This is a genomic window from Symmachiella macrocystis (genome assembly GCF_007860075.1).
Taxonomy (GTDB): domain Bacteria; phylum Planctomycetota; class Planctomycetia; order Planctomycetales; family Planctomycetaceae; genus Symmachiella; species Symmachiella macrocystis.
In genome coordinates, this window is the sequence record NZ_SJPP01000002.1 from 103,271 (window position 1) to 123,227 (window position 19,957).

The window sequence follows — 19,957 nt, forward strand, 5'->3', positions numbered from 1 at the left end:
CTAGGGACTATAGCCTGCAGTCTCATTTACTCCGTGTCCTCCGTGCCTCCGTGGTGAATCTTTCTAAAAACCTAAAACCGCAATTCAATATCCGCAATTTCATAAGCCGTCATATCAATGAGCACTGCATCGCCTTCGATCATGACATCGCTGATCGTGCGGCCTTGGAAGTCGCGTTGGCGGGCTTCGACTGGGTCGCGGAAACAGCGGAGTTTGACGCGGACGGCGCGGCCTTCGGTTTCCACGAGTCGCAGTGCGAAGCCGTTTCCGTGTGGTGTTGTTTCGACCTCCGAACGATCCCATTCCGCCAGGTCAGGGGAGGGGGGTTCGCGGAGCGGTAAAATGTCGAGCAGTTGTACGCTCTTGGCATCGACGTTGAAGAACCAACCGGTCTGTGCTCCACCGCGGGGAGCGATGGTTGAGGGAATCACTGCCGGCGGCGTGAGCGTATCCATGGCGGCTTGCATGGGATAGTTCTCATCCAAACAGATATCAAATCGAAACGTACGCTGCGTTTCACCGGTGGTGATGAGAATGTAATCGACCATCCGCATTCCCGTGGTCCGCTGAAACGGCACGCCGTGATTCAAGATCGTCGTCCGTTCGTCGCTGTTGGCAATTTCTAAGTAGTGCAGATTCTCAAAGCGTTCGTCTTTAATATCCTGCGCCCCGTGCAACACTCCGCGGGTCAGCGACGCGGAGCTATCGTTCCAGGCGATCCGCATGGTGTAATAGTCGAGCCAAGGGTTGCTGTCCGGCAGATGGTCGACGTCCAGTGTCAAATCAATTTGCACACGCGGCACGGATCGCCAGACACGGAACGTTTGCTCAAATCGTGCTAACACCTTGCCCGATGCTTGATCGACAATCTCCCCGGTTGCCAAAATCTCGCCCATTGATGGACCAGTACTGAGCACCTTGCTCGACTTGAGCCGCATCTCCGCATAAGCGGTCGAAATCTCTTCGCCACTCGCATCGGGATCGGGGAGCTTGCGTTCGTGGAGGTAGCGATAGGTGATTTGCTGGCTCAGCCGGTTGGGTTTGCGGCCGTGTCCCTTGAGGCGTTGGATGCCTCCCGATTGCTCATTGAGCAGCATTTCGAAAAACTCATTCCGCAGCAAATTCGGTTCGGCCAACGGCAATTCGTTGGGGGCTTGCGATGGCTCAACGTTTCCGTTTCCAGCGGTTACCCAAGCGAACCCCATGCCGGGGACTTCGACAATGGCTGCCCGCGTTCGCGCGTCCCATTGCACGCGTTTGACCATGCCTTCTTGCGCCGGCGGGTGCTCCAGTTCCGGCAAGTCCACTTGAACCGACCGCGCGAATCCCAACGGATTGAGCACCAAATACCCCGTTTGCTCTGCTCCCCCTTGAGTGATTAACCCGGCCAACTGCCGGGGCGCGGACCGTTCGACATCGGCGAGCGCGTCATTGGCATCCGATTGTGTGTCCGATTCTGTATCGGGTCCCGCCAATTCCACCAGCCGCTCGACGTCCGCCAAGACAGGTTCAAGCAACGATTGTCCGCGGAGGACGTGATCAAGTGCGGTGAACCATTTGGCGGATTGCAATCGTTGCCGTCGCTTCAGGTGGTCGGCATAGCGACTGCTCGGATTTTTCTCTTGCCGGGCGACTGCCTGAATAAAAAACGGCGTGAGGTATTCATTCGCCTTAAACGCAGAGAGCCGGCCTGGGCTGTCGGTTTGTTGGAAGTAGTCCTGCAACGTCACGTATTTCCCCAGCGCCGGTGCATAGGCCTGCATGCGGCGGAGATCGTCCATCCAGGGCGATTCGACTTGCGGCCACCGCGCAAAGACCACCGTGGCGACGTGGTCCTGATCCATCGATTCTGCCATGCGTTCGGGAAATCGCAGGAAACTAGTCGCGCTGTCGCCCGCCAGCGGAATGCGGGTGATGGCGTCGATCACCGAACCGTCGCAACCTTCCCAACGAATTTTGCTTTGCTCCTCGTCAGGATAGAGCCCATCGTCCAGGGCAACATGCATTGCCGCTTCGAAGTTGTGCTTATCTAAAATCTGCGGCAGCTGCGCCGCCACGCCAAATCGCCGGCGTCCCCAAACGGTGGGGCGACGATGAAACAGCGACTCAAAAACATGGATCCCCTGTTCAAACTGCCACAACACCGATTCCAGCGGCAACAATTGCGTGCTGGCCTCCTGATACTCCCCGCCGATCACATCAGCCGTACCCCGCTCCCAAGTCTCGCGCAATAATTCGACCAATATGGGGTCTTTCTCGGCGATTTCCTGCATATCTTCGGCTGTCACCAAGATATTGACGGGATTGAGCGTATTGAGCACGTCGGTCAAATGCTCATCGGCTAGGCGGGGAATCAGCAGGCACAGGTCAATTAAATAGCAATCGACCGGATAAAACCGCTCACGCGCATCGGCGAGCACTTCAAAACAACTCCGCAAATGATTGCGGGCGATCGCATCGTCGCCGGCAACCGCAGCCTGTGCCGCCGCGACCGCTTCACGTTGCAAATGGACTTCGTCCAAATTGCTGTAGTGCCGCATATGCCGGGCCAATAGTTCGGTCTGCAGATAGCAAAAACCGACGGCCAGAAAATCGGCCGCCAATTCTGGATCGACCTCAGGTGGCGGCTCGGCATCGTCCGTTTGCCCCCAATCCAAAGCAGCGGCGAGCATTTCCTGCCGGTCATGCATGTTCTCCAACACCAAACAACCCGATTCGCGCGCCTGTGCCGCCCAACCGTGGGGCGCCCAGTCATGGCTACACTCCGGGATGATCACCAGCCGGTTTTCCACCAGTTCCGGCGGGTCATCCGCACGTTGCCACCGTGGAATCACCTCCGCCTCGGCCAGAAGCCGCGGATGCCATGTGATGCAAAATGCGTTGAGCAGCCCAGCGGCGGACTCTTCAGTCAGGTCAGTCGGAAAGTCTTCTAGACTGTGGCTGGGAATAAGGATGATCAGATCTTCGAGTGCCATTTCCAAAGATAACGCTTCTATTGGTGGTCCGGAGAAACAGGAAAATTGCGGCGCAATCCACAGACTGCATCATAGCCGGATCGTTGTCGATTCCGAAGTACGCTGCAACGTTTCCCGCAGGTCGCTGCCAAAAACTAGGCTGTCGCGCAGGAAATCTTTCACACCGTTTTGCGTATTACCCAGGGTATACCGTCTTATCTGAGCGCACAGGGGGCAAACTTTGTCCTTCGGCAGTCCGGTGTGAAATTAGGGCGTCTGTTCGAGAATCTGTTCGATCAAAATGGTGGGGACAACGGGATTAGAGGCGGAATTTTGGCGACTTCGTGTTTTTCTGGGAACTTTGATACGACGAACAACGTCGAAATGAGTGACACTTTAAAAATTGCAAATCTAGCCGGCATTCATAGACCGGGCTCATCACTCGTCTGTTTTGTGGATTATCCGTCACAAGAATCGTATTCATCACAACCCTGACTGTGGTTGGCCGACGAGAATGATTTGTGGCAAGTTATTAAATCTACTCCGACTCGGCTTGAATCAACACAGTCGACCGAGGCATCATAGAATAAGAAACAGTGCGAAGTTAGCGAAAACGCCGAAGTCTGTCTCTTTTTGGTTGACTTCGATAGAAATGCTGTGATAGCTTGCGCTTAGGGTCGATAATCAGATTCATTTTTCGGGGTCGGGTTTCGGGAGCCGAAATAAAGTCCGGACCGGCAATCGGCTTTTGCGAATGACATTTGGGTGACCTGCGGGAACGAGAATATCGCCGCGGCGAGGGAGAATAGAATCAATGGCTGTTACAAGTGCGGCATGGGGAATCGAAATCGGGCAGGCCGGGCTGAAAGCAATCCGGCTGGAGTATTCGGAGGCTGCCGAACAAGTCGTTGCGACGGCATTCGATTTTGTCGCACATCCCAAGATTCTTTCACAGCCCGACGCCAACCCGGAAGCATTGATCCACGAAGCGCTCGACACGTTTTTGACTCGCAATAATGTTGAAGGCGATCTGATTAGCATTAGCGTCCCGGGGCAAACCGCCTTGGCCCGCTTCATTCAGTTACCGCCGGTCGAGTCGAGTAAAGTGGCGGAGATCGTCAAATACGAAGCGCGACAACAAATCCCCTTCGCCCTCGAAGACGTCATCTGGGACTACCAGCCGCTAGGCAGTGGGACAGAAGAAGGCGGGTTCATGCTGGATGCGGAAGTTGGCCTGTTCGCCATGAAGCGCGACCAAGTCCAACAGTGCCTGCAGCCGTTCCTGGATCAACTGGTTGAAGTCGAATCGATTCAGATTTCGCCGTTGGCAATTTACAATTTCATCTGCTACGACCAAATGGATCTGGGCAAGGATGATCCGGTTGATCCTGATGCGGATTACACGATTGTGCTCGACATGGGAGCTGATAATACAACCCTACTGGTCACAAACGGTCAAAAGATTTGGTTGCGTAACGTTCCCATCGGCGGCAACCACTTTACGCGGGCGTTGACGAAGGATCTGAAACTGACCTTCGCTAAGGCGGAGCACCTGAAATGTAACGCCACAAAATCTCCGGATCCCCGTTCTGTGTTCCAAGCACTGCGTCCCGTATTTAACGATTATGTCTCGGAAATCCGTCGCTCGATTGGGTACTTCTCCAGCGTCAACAAAGAAGCCAAGATCGAAAAAGTTGTGGGCGTGGGCAACGGCTTTAAATTGGCCGGTTTGCAAAAATTCCTGCAACAGAATCTCCAGTACCAGGTCGACCGCGTGCATTCATTCGATGCCGTTTCGGGCGATGCCGTGCTGCGAGCGCCGTTGTTCCAAGACAACATCATGAGCTTCGCCGTCCCGTACGGTTTGGCGTTGCAATCGCTGGGTTTGACACGGATTCACACGTCACTCTTACCACCTGAGATCACGACCGAACGCTTGATCCGCAAGAAAAAACCGTGGGCGATTGCAGCAGCCGCATCGTTGTTGGTCGGCTTTACTCTTTCAGCCATCGGCTACACGAGCGTGATGGCATCAGTGGAGAAGGATATTTGGTCCAGCGCCGAGGAGAATGCCAAGCAGGTGCAACTACAGGCCAATGGCTTTAAGTCAAATTATTCCGCTGCCACCTCCGCCAACCAGGCGTTACGGCAAACCGGAGATACGCTGGTTGGTGTCGAAGAGGACCGCATCTACTGGCCTGAACTTTACAAGGCGATCAACGAGTGCTTGCCGCGCGAAGTGGGCGATGAAGGCGTAGAGTCCGACGACCCATCCAAAAAGAAACGGATTCAGATCAATTCGATACGAGTTCGTTTTATTGACGAGTTAACCGATTGGTATGTCGAACTCACCGAAGCACAAAAGGCCGAGATGCGAGAGGACGACCAAAAGCTTGCACCATCCGGTCCGGGTTATTTGGTCATGTTGAGCTGCCAGCACAGCTACAAAGAAGACGACCCCCGATTTACAAGTCGGATGTGGATTCGCCAAACCATTTTAGAGAATCTGAAACAGTGGACCGTGCAACAGGACAAAGTACTGGCTGAGATCCCTGTGCGAAAAATTGGGATCACGCATCCCGTCTTGGCTTTCGCATCCAAGGAACAACGCCTACCTGACCTGATTCCTAAGCCTGGCCAAATCATCGACGATCGGATGGCGAAAAATGATCGCGGACGTTCCCGAGGTGGTTCCAACTTTGGTGCGGATGACGATCTTTTCAGTGGCAGAGGTAAAAGTCGCCGTGGTGGCGGAGGCAGCGGTAGTATTGCCAGACCAACCATCAGTGCGGATACGCTACCCACGTTAAATACGACGATGACGGAGATCGAGTATTGGGAAGTGCCACTGACACAATTTCAAATTCAATTTGTCTGGCAGCCGACCCCCTTCAAGCTGCGGCAAGACGTTGATCCGGCATTCGCTGAATCGGCCGGAGATGCTCAAGCGGGCGAAGAAGGAAGTGCAGTTCAAGCACCCGGGACTGGCGAATTGAATGAAACAAACGACACTTCGCCGACTCAAGGTGAACCGTCTGCGGATGCTACACCAGCATCGCCGGCTGGGAACGAAAACAATTAGCAGATGGGTCACAGTTGGGACGCGTTGCGTCCCGTTCAACACATTTCGGCGCACATTGCAAACATCGAGCAAAAGCAGGAGTTGCAGTCATGGATAAACTTCGTGAAATCCTTGTCTATAGGTTTTGGATGCTGTTGGCCATTGCGTTGATCGTACCGCTTGTGGGGTGGTGGATTGGCTCGGGCGATGCCGCTTCGGCCATTTCTGCTCGCAAAAACGAAATCAATGCGGCCTATCAGGCAATTCCAAAGGGCGAACTGATCAATGACACCTGGATTAACGGCGTTAAGAAGATCAATACAGAACAACAAGATCTCATTGACGCTGCCTGGGAGAAATTGGCGGAAGGACAAATCAGCCTCAAGACCTGGCCGCCCGTAATCGCCAACTCGATGGCAAAATTGGGCCCCGATGAGGAGATCCCGTTGGACCTGCGGGACATCTACTTTTCAGGAGCCTATCATCGGGAATGGGCGGAAGTTTGGTTGATCGTAAATCCTATCCGATTTGGGAAGCTGGACCTTGAAACCGACAAGCAACCCATCTTGGGCATCGTGGATTTTTCAGTCGAAAGCCTCCCCGTTGAAAAATGGGGCGACATCGCCCCAACGACCAAGCAAATGCGTGAAGCACAGCAGGACATTTGGCTGTACAGAAGTCTGCTAGAAGCGATTGCTGACGTCAACGATGGTGTTGAAAACCGGTCCGATGCGGTCATTACTAAGATCAAATATTTGGAGCTGCTCGGTGGATTGGCCCACAAGGAGGAATTGGACAAGTTTGAAGGTTCTAAAACCACTGAACCTCCGGCCAAAGACGCGGCAGATGACGAAGTCAAGCGGGACAAAAAAGGACGCGCCAAAAACAAAGGCGGCGTCACCAGAAGCTCAGGAATCAGCGGATTCATCGATGATTCTCCCGCAATGGCTGAGAATTTTTTCCTAGACGCCGTCGAACTGGCCAGAGCGTCCGGAGCTGAAGTTGATCTTTTTGCCGACGAGGCAGATGACGATGCGGAAATCAAACCGACTGAAGTACGTCGGTACGTTCAGGAACTGGACCAATACAACACCCGTGCATTCAATATGGTCGTAGAAATGGACCACCGCCGAATGCCCGACTTGCTTGCCTCCCTCTCTGATTCTCCCTGGCCGATCAAGATTCTGCGTGTGGAGCTCACCAACGGAACTAACTCGAAAAGAGGCGGCGGGAGCAAGAAAGGTCGTGAATTGGATGAAGATGAGAATGACAACATTTTCATGGGTTCCACAGGACAATTCCAAGCGAATTCGCGACCCTATGAGGCGCAGGTAGAGATCACCGGAACCATGCGGATCTTCAAATCGATAAATCAAGCGCCAAACACATCTGCAGATGAACAACAGCCAGGAATTGTTGCGGATGGCTCGACCACCGATTCACAACCAAACGATGTGGCAGCAGCTAATCCCAGCTTCCGTTCGGCCGAGTTTGAGGACATCGAGTTGTTGCGCAACGTTACGGACCAAATGAAGCAAGCAGAAGGGCAGTACAGCTTCGGAGGCAGCCGTCGCGGCCGAAATCGTCCCGGCGCAAACGGTCGTGGCACCGGAAATGGCTTGCTACGGATCGGCGACGGAAAAGGGGAACGGTAACTGCTACCGGTTCATTGGGTGGGCCAATCGAAAAACGGCCAAAACCAATTGGTACGGTCAAAACTTACGATTTTTTAATTGACGATATTCCGGCAATGTGGCGCTGCACACCGGACAATTTCCATATGACTTGGAACAAAGCGAGGAGTCAGCCGTGAAAAATCTCGGTGACATGCTGAAGGGCAAGAACATCAAGGCGTTTTTCGTCAATCATGGGGAGAAAATAGGCGCGGCGTGTGTCGCCGTAATCATTTTGATCGCCTTGGTATCGACCGACTGGTCGCGTGATGAACGCACACCTGCGGAGTTAGACGCAGAGATCTCCGATGCCAAGACGAAAATCGCCCAAAGTAATTGGCCAGCCGAGAAGCAAGAAGAAGTCCCGCTACAGGATTTTCTCGGACAAGCCGAATCGTTGGTCGCGAATATGAATATCGCGCCCTATGAGTACCGCGTTCCGTTCATCGAACCGCTTGTCAAACCTTTAGAACTCATCACCGATACCAAATGGGGCGCTGTCGAAGAGTTGGTCGCCAAACAAGGTGTTTTCTTGATGGAATTGTCGCCGGAACAGGCCGCGCAGTTTCCCGATCAATTGGCCGCCGGAACCGGCCGCGATGTGGAAGGGGATGCGACCGACAGCCTCGACTTGAGTATAAAGCGACGTAAAGACCGTTACCGACGACGGGGTGCCTCTTCCACTGGAAAAGGAAGAAACGATGATGATGATGACGGTGTAAACCTGAACATTCGCGGTCGGCGCCCCAACGGACAACGATTAGGCGGCTACTCTAACGAAAGTCGTAACCGCGGACGCGGTTCACGCGGTAACCGGTTGGGCGACGATTACGAGGACGTAGCTTACACCCAAGCACGAGGCCAACGCTTCGCTGCGGTCCGCGGATTGTTCAATGTCCGGCAACAACGATTGAATTTAGCTCGCGCACTGCGATTGCCACTCCCCAGCGATGCGGACCGACATTTGGAATTTCGTGGTTTTCGAATCCAACGTCAACGCGCTGTCCCTGGCGAGAATCCCTGGAAAGAAGAGAACTGGGAAGAGTTGGACATCGAAGAAGCGGTCCGTGTGCTCGCCGATGCCTCAGGTTTTGCGTTGCCGATCCTGGATCCACGGGTCACCAATCACTACATCACAATGCCTCTGCCACCTCGGTTGGAAGGCTATTGGACCGAAGAAGCGACCCATCCTCGGCTGGAGCAATTCAAACTCACGGATGAGGAACGTGAACAACTCGAAAACATGATCACGAGTCTGCGAGAACAGGCTGATGAACTGCAGCGAAATGATGACAGTAAAAAGGGAGGCTTCTCAGAGCTGCAAATGGAAATCTCCGAGCTCCGTAATCGAGCCACGGAAGAGCAGATGAAAAAGCTCCGCGATTCGGCCGATCAATCCCCCAAAACCGTGGGCGACCGCGTCAAGGAAATCTTCGGCCTCGAAGCCCCCCAGGCAGGCGGTGCTTATACTGGCCTTGATATCACACGCGGAGGAGGAAGTGGAAGGGGCCGCGGACTTCGCGGCAGGAACATGCTGCGTGGACGCAATGAGGATGATGACGACGGGGATGGCAGAAGCCGTTTCGGTCTTGGTCGCGGCAGAGGTGGCAGAAATGTTCGCCAACGCATGGCCACCAACCGTCAGCGAAATATGCTAGACGTACTGGATGATCCCCTACAAACTCAAGGAATCCAAGCCGCTATTGGACGCGTCTTGTTATTTCGGTATTTGGACTTCACGGTCAAACCAGGAGAAGCGTATCGTTACCGCGTCAAGTTGATCTTCAATAATCCCGCTTTTCAAGCGTACGAACGTGAACAAGTCGACGATGAAGCGGTGATCCAAGGAGAAACGCGAGAATCCGATTGGAGTGAACCGTCAGAAGTGGTCGTCATTCCTCCCGATACGCACGCCTTTGTTGCCAACGCCACCATCGGTGATGCACCGGGCCGCAACGGTGCCAACTTTGAAATCTATCAATGGCACCAGGAACTGGGCACCGTCATTAACGACAAGATGCGGGTTATATTCGGCCAATTCCTTGGCGGCACGAAAAACACGCTAGTGCTGAACCTTGCTAAACCGAGTTTCGAGAGCGAACTCGCCACCTTTACGAGCAGCATGGCCTTGGTCGATGCCAGTGAAGAACCTACGATCAACTTGGCGGACCATCCGGACCTCAAGGCAGCTCTGGGTAACCGTCGGGGCGTTCGCACCGACCGAGAAACGGCGATCGGTATTCCTTCTGAGGCGCTCGTAGTCAGGGAAGACGGTAGTGCAGTCCGCTTGGACTCTCTGTCACAAGAAAGCGAACGCGAGCGGCTGGAGGGTGTCCTCACGAATGTTCGTAAACAATACGAAGACCTAAAAGACACGGGCGATGACGATCGGGGCTTTGCCACTGGTGGGAGGGGCAAGGACCGTGGGCGAGGCAGTGATCGCGGTTCCAATGCCTTGCGTAAAGGACGACGGGGACGACGTTAACCCACAGGTCGCTATTTCGACGTATGATGTCTGACAAGTAATCGGGCGGCTGTCACTATTAGGGCAGCCGCCCTTTTCGTTGATGCACTGCTGGGCAATACAAGCTCCACCTCAGCAAGGCGGCCCAGTCACCGTCGAGGCCTGCTCCGTCGAATCTCCCATTCCTGGCCGCTGTGCCAACAAGATTTCTCGCAATTCAGCGGCAATAAAAAACGATCCCGCCACACAAATCAAATCCATATTGGACGCTTGCCTCGCTGCAATATTCCAAGCCTCTTGGGGACTCTCCGCCACTACAAATTCTCTATCGGTCACCTCGCGCGCCACAGCGGACAATTCACGAACCCCTAATCGGCGCGGGTTGTTGAGGTATTGCGTCACCACGACCTGATCGAAGCGCGGTAATAGATAGCGAAGCATCTCCTCGACCGGTTTGTCCTTTGTCGTCGCAAAGATTAAGAGCTTACGCTGATTGGGAAAAGTGCTCTGAATGCTTTCACCAAAAGCGCGAATCGATGCCATGTTGTGGGCTGCGTCCAAGATCGTCAGTGGATCGGTTTGGATCACCTCCATTCGCACCGGACAGGTGACTGATTGCAATCCGGTGTAAATCGCCGACGTGGGAATGTTCCAGCCTCGCTCCCGCATTTGCAGAACCGCTGCCGTCGCCAACGCCGCATTATGGGCTTGGTGTGCCCCCAACATTGGTAGATGGATGTCCGAATAATCCTGCCCTCTGGCGGTCACAACCAACGTTCCCCCCACCCCCTGCGGTGGCGACTCGGACTCACTTTTTGGCTCGTATTGAAAGCTCAGCTCCTGCCCCAGTTGCAGAATTGGCACGTTGCGCGTGTTGGCAATTTGCTCAATGGCTTCTCGGGGCAGGGGTGCAGTCACGCCGCAAATCAACGGGATACCCGGCTTCAGTATGCCCGCTTTTTCCCGAGCGATTTTATCCAAGGTCGCCCCTAAAATTTGCGTGTGATCCAAGCTGATGCTGGTAATGACCGTCACTTCCGGTCGGCAAAGATTGGTGGAATCCAAACGGCCCCCCAGTCCCACCTCCAAGACAACGATATCTACGTTTTCACGGCGAAACAGCAACCAGGCCATCGCCGTGAGAATTTCAAAATATGTCAGCGGCCCCAATTCACCCTGCGCATCGACGACTTCTACCGCGGTCCGTAACTGAGCCGTCAGCGAAACCATTTCCGCTTCACTCGGCGGCCGGCCATTGACCGTCATCCGTTCTTCCAGCCGTGTGATGTGCGGCGATGTGTATAAGCCCACGCGATATCCGGCAGCGGTGAGCATCGCCGCGGTCATCATCGCCGTCGAGCCTTTACCTTTGGTCCCTGCGATATGCACGGCAGGCAGCGAATCTTGTGGGTTGCCCAAGGCTTGTAACAGCGACCCCATACGGTCGAGTTTCAAATCGCGTGCCGAGTACTGGTTAGCTGCCAAACGTTCGTAGTTGATCCGCCCCATCAGATAATCGATGGCCTGCCGATACGTCAGTCTATCCTCTGTCATCAAAATCCCCGGTGAATGGGCCAACCGTGACCGGCGTCGAGGCATCTCTCAACAATACTTGGCTTTGTGAATGGGCAACCGTACCCCGCGCGGTGCTAGTTTTTTTTGTTCAACTCGCGAATTCTCAGTTTCCGAAAGTCAACTCGCAACGGCGGGCCGCTATGGACCTGTATCGCAATAATCCCCGAGCGAGCAATCTGCGGGTCCTCTTCATGATAATCAACGGTCGTTACGCTGTTGATCTTGAGCAGAATATGATTGCCCTGTGCTCGGATGACGTACTCGTTCCAATCGTCTTTTTTTAAGACATCCTTCAATTTCGGCCCTGCTTGTGCCAACACTTTGCGGCGGCGATGTTCGTCGTAGAGACATCCCCAATAGTTCTCCCCGATGTCCGCCTGATACCCTTCGACCTCGCTACTCTCAGGGACGCGACGGGTACGGAACTGGACTCCTGAGTTGCCCTCGCCCTCATGTAGCTTAAACTCCAGCCGCAATTCAAAATCACCGTACTGTTTTTTGGTGGCGAGGAACTCATTTTGACGTATTCCAGGCGAGTTGCCGACGATCATTCCGTCGCGTACCTTCCAAAGTTTAAAATTCCCCTCCCAGCCCGTGAGGTCCTTGCCGTTGAAGATCGATTGAAATCCCCTCTCGACAGTTCCAGCCGTCGCGGGTTGATCTTCGGCGCTCACAGTTTGGCTGTCCAGCAGTCCGGCCAGACAGACGCACAAAAAAATCCCTGATAACCGTCGCTTCATGGGAGACATTCCTAAAAGTTTAAGGGGCGCAACAACGTTTCGAGTGGTGCAGCGAACCAGCATGTGCTGATGAACACATGGATCGTCTGCGGACCGTAGGTACCCGGGCGATTCATGCGATTGAATCACAGGCCATTTTTAACGGCCGAACCCAGCAGACGTACCAAGTTCCACGTCGAAGGCTTGGCATAAAAATCGACCAGCTTCCAAGAAATCGGTTCGGGGTTTTTGTGGGTTGGAAACCAAACCGGTTTGGGGGAAGCGGTGAGCGGTCCCTCGGTGATGGTCTTTTCGATGCCGTCCAGGAAAAACGTATTGTGCACCCAGCCAACGCCGCTTTGCGGATCGTCGAGCGTCGAACCGGGATGTCCACCCCAGGGCGGCGTCATCAATCCGTAGACCAGCCCGGGCCATTGGTTGACGCCGATGGCCCCGTAACGCAGTCGAGCAAGAAAGTCGTCGAACAATTTTTTGTTTTCCCCCGACTTGCGAAATGATTGCGGCACCATCACGGCAGCGCACAATGTGCCCCACAGGCGGTTCTCCGTAAAATCGGCGACGACTTTGAGAAAATCCTGCGGCGAGTCGGCCTCTAGAGCGGTTTCGGTCGTCACACACACGAACGATTCCCGCTCGACAAACTTCGGATCCTCATCAGGATTGATGTCGCGGATCAACGTCCACGGCAATGTCCCTTCGGGAACACCGGTAGGTTCCTTACCGGCGAATTCACGAAAGCGGTCTGCAGCTCCTGGATAGTAGGCTTTGCGGGGCGGCGTGCTGTCGAAGATCGCTTGAAGCTTATCAAGAAATCGCTGCCGGTCCGGCCAGTCGCGCCAGGTGACAATGACCTTCGTCGCCAAGCAGTTGAACGACACGTTGTTCATCACCGACGCCGCTAGGTTTTCCGCTTGAAACTGAAGCTGCTTCTCCGTGTAGTCGCCGGGAACGACGATCCAGGGCGTGACATTGCCCAATTCGCTTGTGATCGGTTTATCCAAGACCGGATCGTTCTCCCGTTTACGACGATCCTGTTCCGGACCGGGAGGCCCCCACACAATCGCGTCGTGGCTGAAATTTGAGCCGGTGATATGCACTTCGTCTGTGGATTTGTGGGCGATGGCATGTTGCCCCGCTTCTGCACCGCCATAAATAATTCTTAAAAATCCCGCCTCAACGAGCGGCGCCAAGCCCTTTGTAAAAATCGGCCCCAGATATTCATTCACCGGGTTCATCTTCAGTAAGACCAGACAGCCATCTTGAAAGATTTTTGTCAGCGTATCAGTCATGGCAATCGAGGAGACGTTGCCGGCACCCAGCACTAAAGAAATCCGTGGCGATCCACCTTTTCCGCTCAGGTGCAGGGGCATTTCTTGCGCAGCCACACTTTCAGCGGTGACTCCCGCTTCCATGTAGGCATCAGAGGTCGTTCCCGTGAACAACAAGGCGTCGTGACGGCGTTTGACCGGGGCTAATCGCACGAACAAGCGCCCGCCCGGTTCCTGCCGAATCGGTCCGGGAAGCTGGGGCCGGCCCTGTTTAGCGATGTCCCCTAGGCTGTCATGCAGCAACCGTAAGTAGCGCAATGCCGCCGCCGGTCCTGCCGTGATCTCTTCAGCCCGAATTGTACTTGCCGGAGCGATCCCCTTCGCTTTGCAAGCGGTGTCCACCCATTCGCGGGCGCTGTCTACAACAGTGGGAATGCAGCTTTCGACCAGCCGCATCCACTCGTCGAGCGATGTCTGTTGGAAGCGAGGTTTGGCTGCCTGTAACTCGTCCAATGCGTGGTCGATTTCGTCGAGCGACGTATGATAGTTTTGTTCGCTGGTAGCTTGTGCGACACTCATGCGATCAGCCTCCCTGTTGGCTTCGGGACAAATCAGGATGTCTTCATCACACCGCGAAAGGGAACCTGCACCGCTCAAGTATGCTCAGCGCGGCGGTGGCCCCAAGCTGGGCCTAAGGTTGACCAAGCGAATTATTGCGAGATGACGACGTCGTATCCTAACGGATCTTAACGCCCGATGCACGTTTTGCGTAGGTGCGATTCCAGATTTCGACCTGGAAACTACCGCAAGAAAAGACTGCTCCGATCCAAATCGCCCCGTTTGCACTGTCGCACGCTATGGTCGCGGGGAATCGTTTCGACGCCCCCGCCCGCGCGGCGCGGTGGATGAAGCAGTGGAGTCGACGTCATCGTCGCTCCCGCGTGCCGATGATCCCACAACCATAGCCCCGGCGGCGGCAGCTAACAATTCGACCCCGCGCTCAAAGAAGCCTAAGTTTGGCGCGGATTTGTCCGTATCAGCCGACTCCAGATCCATAGGAGATCCACCCCCCGCTGTATAGTCCGTGACTAAGAGGTCGGACACTGGTTGTGACGGTGTCACCTCATTTGTTGACAGCCCGGGAGAAAGCAACTCCTGACCATCCTCGTAGATCACTTTCAGGGCTTGGTCCACATCCCACTCGTTGAGTTGGCCCGACTCCTCGACGGCCTCGGGTTGATGTGACGCCTGTTTTTCCCCGTGCTCATTCGCACGTTCGAAATCGTAATCATCAACCGGCGCTTCACCATTCACTTGTCCCGAAGGAGGCTCAACCGGTTTGCCGTCGATCGAATTCAGCCCATGCTTTTTGAGCCATTCCTCGAGCGTCTCTTGACCGGACCCATATTGGCTTTGTTCATAGAGCGTATCATGTCTGTAGTGGGATTCAGGCGACTGAGGATCCTTGAAGTAATCATTGAAATCACGCAATCCTAAATAAGATTGCGATAGCAGCCCTAAAGGCACGTCGTTCCTGGGAAGACCGTTTAGGAAGCTAGCCGGCAGGTTGAATTCATCCGTCGTGGAAAACCAACGAATCCCGGTTTCCTGTGGCACATCGTTGTTGAAATATTTTTTCATCAAATCGTCATCGGCATCCGCATCGATGATTGGCTCCGGCTCATCGTTGACTATTTCTTCACCGTATAACTCTTCAACAGGACCGTTGTCGCTCTCTTGTAGAACCAGCGGGGCGGCTGCAACATTGACGATGAAGGTCGATTCCACATATTTCCCTCCGGTATCGGTCGCACGAATCGTGATTTCCGACGAACCGGAAGTGTTTGCCAAATAGTCCAGCGTCAGATTCCCCGCCTCGTCGATCGTGACACCGTCAAATATGGCAGCGTTCGTGTTCCCCTCCACGCTGTACTGTAAGCCATCAGGTCCGTCTTCGAGGTCGTCGAAGGCGGCGGTCAGGTCGATGCTCGTATCGTTCGCATCAGCGACCACGTTGACGACATCCAAACCGGTTGTCACTGGGGCATCGTTCGCGGCCGCGACGTTGACGGTAAATGTCGATTCAATAAACTTACCACCGGCGTCGGTCGCACGGATCGTGATCTCTGATGAGCCGAAAGCATTGGCCGCGTAATTGAGCGTCAAATTGCCTGAATCGTCGAGCGTGACGCTATCAAACAACGAAGCATCGGAGTTGCCTTGAATACTGAACGTCAGATTGCTGTCCGCATCTTCCACATCACTAAATGCGTCATACAGATTGACCACGCTATCGACTGCATCTTCTGTAACATGGACGTCCGACAATCCTGATGTTTCCGGGGTGTCGTTCTCGGCTAAGACATTTACTGTAAACGTCGATTCGATGAACTTTCCACCGGTGTCGGTCGCACGGATCGTGATCTCTGATGAGCCGAAAGCATTGGCCGCGTAATTGAGCGTCAAATTGCCTGCATTGTCGATGATCATTCCATCAAACAACGTTGCATTCGTAATCCATTTCACGTCATACGTTAGTTCGCCGGCAGTATCTTCCTGGTCGCTAAACGCATCGTTTAGATTGATCACAGTATCCACCGCATCTTCCGTCACATTGACGTCGCCAAGTCCCGTTGTCTGCGGTGTGTCATTATTCGATTGAAACAGGAACTCGAGCACGTCTTCTGGCTGCGCACCGGTATAGATGCGCACATCGTCGATGTCGCCCGAGTACAGGTATTTGTTCAAGCTTGTTCGTTCACCGCCGATGTTAAAGTGATCGGCATTGCCCAACGGATTGGAATTGTACGTGCCCGTCTTCGCCAGTTCTCCGTCAAGATACACTGACATCGTCGTTCCTTCCCGCACCACGACGATATTGTGCCATCCGCCGTCGGCGACATCGGCAAGATCAATCCCTGTGTCCCAACTCCCGCTATTGGCGTGATAGATTACAATGTTTTGTTGCGCAGAATTGTCGAATTGCAGATTCCAATGATTTGTCGACCCGCTGGCGTTGGTCGCCGCATAGATCCCGGCCCAGTCATTTTGCGACGCATCGGGACGGATCCAAACCGATGTCGTGTAATCGCCCGTCAATTGCGGGCTTTCGCCACTCGGGGTTTGGATGAGATCATTCTCGCCATCGAAATGCGCAGCTCCGTCACCGACAAGGCCGGTCGTGAACTCGTCGCCTTCGCCATTCAAGACTGTGGCGTCATGTCCATTACCGGTTGCATCCGTCGCGTTCCCATCCAGTTCCCAATGCGCGATCAGGTCCAGTGTCCCCGCATTGGCCGATAACAGGGATGATAAGGCATGGCTTCCATCGGATAGCTCAACAGATTCGATGCCGGCGTGATGAATCGTCACCTGCGAACCGTCATCGAGTTGTAAGCGAATGCGATCCGCCTCAACGTGAACGTCTTCAATGGAGAATGCGTGCAGGTCGATCGCATCCTGCCCTTCGCCTCCATTGACCGTATAGACGTCGCCCCCGGTAGCGTCGTCGAATCTGAAGGTATCATCCCCCGCTTCCCCCTGCATCACATCGTTCCCTCCACCGCCAATCAACAAGTCGTTCCCTCCACCGCCAACCAACAAGTCGTCTCCGGTACCGCCCAGCAACACATCGTCGCCGGCTCCGCCGTTGATCACATCGTTTCCCGCCAAGCCTGATATTGTGTCATCGCCACCCAAACCTTCCATGTGATTGCTATTGGCATTACCCGTCAAGGAATCATCGCCTGCGGAACCTTCGTAGCCAAACCCGCCCAGCGTAGTGCTCAAGGCCCCAACTTGATCATGCGACAAAGCATTCCGCGCCTCAGCTGTCATCTGTCGTAGATGATTCGAATTTGTGATCCCCGCAAGCTGTTCCAACGAAATATGCTGGACTTGCGAAGCCGGCAAATAGCGAATATTTGCAGATGAGAGAGACTGCACTTGTTCCGGCGTCAAATTCTCACGCTGCGCCGATGTCAGATATCGAATGCTGACCACCGACGTATTGAGCGCCTGCACTTGCTCGGCGTTCAACGCGCCTCGCGCGTCAGAAGACATGTTGTAGAAATGATTGGCATTCGTGATCGCTGACAATTGATCGACAGAAATATGCTGCACTTGCGAGGCCGGCAAGTAGCGCAACGTCGACACTGAAACGGCTTGGACTTGAGCGGCCGTTAGATCCGCACGCTGCGCCGAGGTCAGATACCCGATACTAATGATCGAGGTATCCAGCGACTGCACCTGTTCCGCATTCAATGCGCCTCGCGCCGAGGACGACATGTTGTAGAAATGACTGGCGTTCGTGATCGCTGATAATTGATCGACCGAAATATGCTGCACTTGCGAAGCGGGCAAGTAGCGCAATGTCGACACCGAAACGGCTTGAACTTGATCGGTCGTCAGATCCGCACGTTGTGCTGAGGCCAGATACCCGATGTTTATGATCGAGGTATCCAGCGACTGCACCTGTTCCGCATTCAATGCGCCTCGCGCCGAGGACGACATGTTGTAGAAATGACTGGCGTTCGTGATACTAGACAATTGGTCAACCGAAATATGCTCCACTTGCGAGGCCGGCAAGTATCGCAACGTCGACACTGAAACGGCTTGAACTTGATCGGCCGTTAGATCCGCACGCTGCGCCGAAGTCAGATACCCGATGCTAATGTTTGAGGTATCGAGTGCCTGCACCTGTTCCGCACTCAACGCGCCCCGCGCGTCGGACGACATGTTGTAGAAATGACTGGCGTTCGTGATCCCCGACAATTGGTCGACCGAGATATGCTGCACCTGCGAGGCCGGCAGATAACGCAAATTGGATCCTGACACCGACTGCACCTGATCAGCCGTTAGATCCGCACGCTGTGCCGAGGTCAGATATCGTATGCTGACTACCGACGTATTGAGCGCCTGCACTTGCTCAGCATTCAACGCACCCCGCGCGTCGGACGACATGCGGTAGAAATGACTGGCGTTCGTGATCCCCGACAATTGGTCGACCGAGATATGCTGCACCTGCGAGGCCGGCAGATAACGCAAATTGGATCCTGACACCGACTGCACCTGATCAGCCGTTAGATCCGCACGCTGTGCCGAGGTCAGATACCCGATGTTAATGTTTGATGTATCCAGTGCCTGCACCTGCTCCGCACTCAACGCGCCTCTTGCCGAGGATGACATGTTATAGAAATGGTTTGCATTGCTGATGCTGGCGATTTGTTCTACGGACAAATCCGGAACTTGGTCTGCAGTGAGATATCGGAACTGCGACGGTGACATGGCGCGGACCGCTTGTGCGGATTCATCGAGCGTCTCGATGCCTTCTGTTGTCCCGTCAAAAGTCACTGCGGTCGATTCGCCGAACGTTGCATTGTACGAGAAGTCGTTATCGGACAGCGAAAAGTCTCCCTGTGCATCTCCCGCAGAGATATCACCCACAATGTCACCGCCTGCTGAAACCGAATCGAGGTCGCCGGTAACGGTGATAGAGTCTTGTACGTTGCCCCCGACATCAATGCTGCCAACATCCCCATCGATGAAAAGGGGACCTTGAATAGACGTGGAGGCCGTGATCGTATCGACGGTGCCATCCGTATCGGCCAACTCTCCGCCAACGTTTACACCAATGTTCAAAGCGCCGAGTTGGTTCCCGTTGGAGTTGATCAGATCAATATTCGACGTCGAGACATCAAATCCTGCGCCATTTGACAGCAGTCGTACTTCGGTGATGTCACCGGTATTTCCCACGTTATCCGTGAAGTGGACTTCCACGCTGCCGCTGGTGACATCCAGGGCTTGCGTTTGGCCATCGGCGTCGGTCCAGTTCAAGATTTCGTCGCCGGCGCCCAACGTAGCGCTCATCACTAACCGTTGTTCCAACGATTCAAAACCCAGTCCGCGTTTGACCCGTGACGGCAGTTGGCCCGCTCCGCTTCCCAAAATGCGATCCAGCTTCTGCTGGATATTGGAGCGACCGTCATCCGAGGCCATATAAAGATCGTATTCAACCTTGTCAAAGCCTAGTGCGCGACGAAGGCGCGGGCTCAGCAAGTTCGCGGGACACCCCAGAACACGATCGAGTTTTTTTTGAAAGTCCTGCCGACTCATAAATTGCCCCATAACGTAATCGCAAAAAGATAACTGTTTGCGAGTCGTTGAAGACTGCCACCAATTCAACGACACGGGAAGTACGAATCCCAGGCCCGATTGCCCGCC

At 54.3% G+C, this 19,957-nt stretch carries 8 protein-coding genes; 3 read left to right on the plus strand and 5 right to left on the minus strand.

Translation table 11 applies throughout. The features are described 5' to 3' along the window. Positions 1-71 precede the first annotated feature (71 nt). Positions 72-2,975 carry a glycoside hydrolase family 38 N-terminal domain-containing protein gene (locus CA54_RS18485; protein WP_146372490.1) on the minus strand — a complete coding sequence of 968 codons (2,904 nt, stop codon included), beginning with the start codon at positions 2,973-2,975 and terminating at the stop codon, positions 72-74. 793 nt (positions 2,976-3,768) lie between these two features. Between CA54_RS18485 and pilM the strand changes: the two genes are divergently transcribed. The 3 genes from pilM (at position 3,769) to CA54_RS18500 (ending at position 10,173) form a co-directional block, all read left to right on the plus strand. After that, positions 3,769-6,036 (plus strand): type IV pilus assembly protein PilM, encoded by a 2,268-nt coding sequence (gene pilM, locus CA54_RS18490; RefSeq protein WP_146372491.1) that lies wholly within the window; start codon positions 3,769-3,771, stop codon positions 6,034-6,036. An 89-nt stretch (positions 6,037-6,125) separates the two neighbouring features. Continuing rightward, complete coding sequence (locus CA54_RS18495) at positions 6,126-7,670, plus strand: hypothetical protein (protein ID WP_146372492.1); 1,545 nt, start codon at positions 6,126-6,128, stop codon at positions 7,668-7,670. Between the two features lie 154 nt (positions 7,671-7,824). After that, positions 7,825-10,173 carry a hypothetical protein gene (locus CA54_RS18500; protein WP_146372493.1) on the plus strand — a complete coding sequence of 783 codons (2,349 nt, stop codon included), beginning with the start codon at positions 7,825-7,827 and terminating at the stop codon, positions 10,171-10,173. A gap of 111 nt (positions 10,174-10,284) precedes the next feature. Here CA54_RS18500 and CA54_RS18505 read toward each other — a convergent pair whose 3' ends face one another. The 4 genes from CA54_RS18505 to CA54_RS18520 form a co-directional block, all read right to left on the minus strand. After that, positions 10,285-11,706, minus strand: coding sequence for a bifunctional folylpolyglutamate synthase/dihydrofolate synthase (locus tag CA54_RS18505; RefSeq protein ID WP_197532595.1), 1,422 nt, complete (start codon positions 11,704-11,706; stop codon positions 10,285-10,287). 95 nt (positions 11,707-11,801) lie between these two features. Further along, positions 11,802-12,467 (minus strand): 3-keto-disaccharide hydrolase, encoded by a 666-nt coding sequence (locus tag CA54_RS18510; protein ID WP_146372495.1) that lies wholly within the window; start codon positions 12,465-12,467, stop codon positions 11,802-11,804. Between the two features lie 125 nt (positions 12,468-12,592). Next, a complete protein-coding gene (locus tag CA54_RS18515) occupies positions 12,593-14,314 on the minus strand; it encodes an aldehyde dehydrogenase (RefSeq protein ID WP_146372496.1) in 1,722 nt (573 codons plus the stop codon). A gap of 276 nt (positions 14,315-14,590) precedes the next feature. Beyond that, positions 14,591-19,732 (minus strand): LamG-like jellyroll fold domain-containing protein, encoded by a 5,142-nt coding sequence (locus CA54_RS18520; RefSeq protein WP_197532596.1) that lies wholly within the window; start codon positions 19,730-19,732, stop codon positions 14,591-14,593. Between the last annotated feature and the right edge of the window lie 225 nt (positions 19,733-19,957).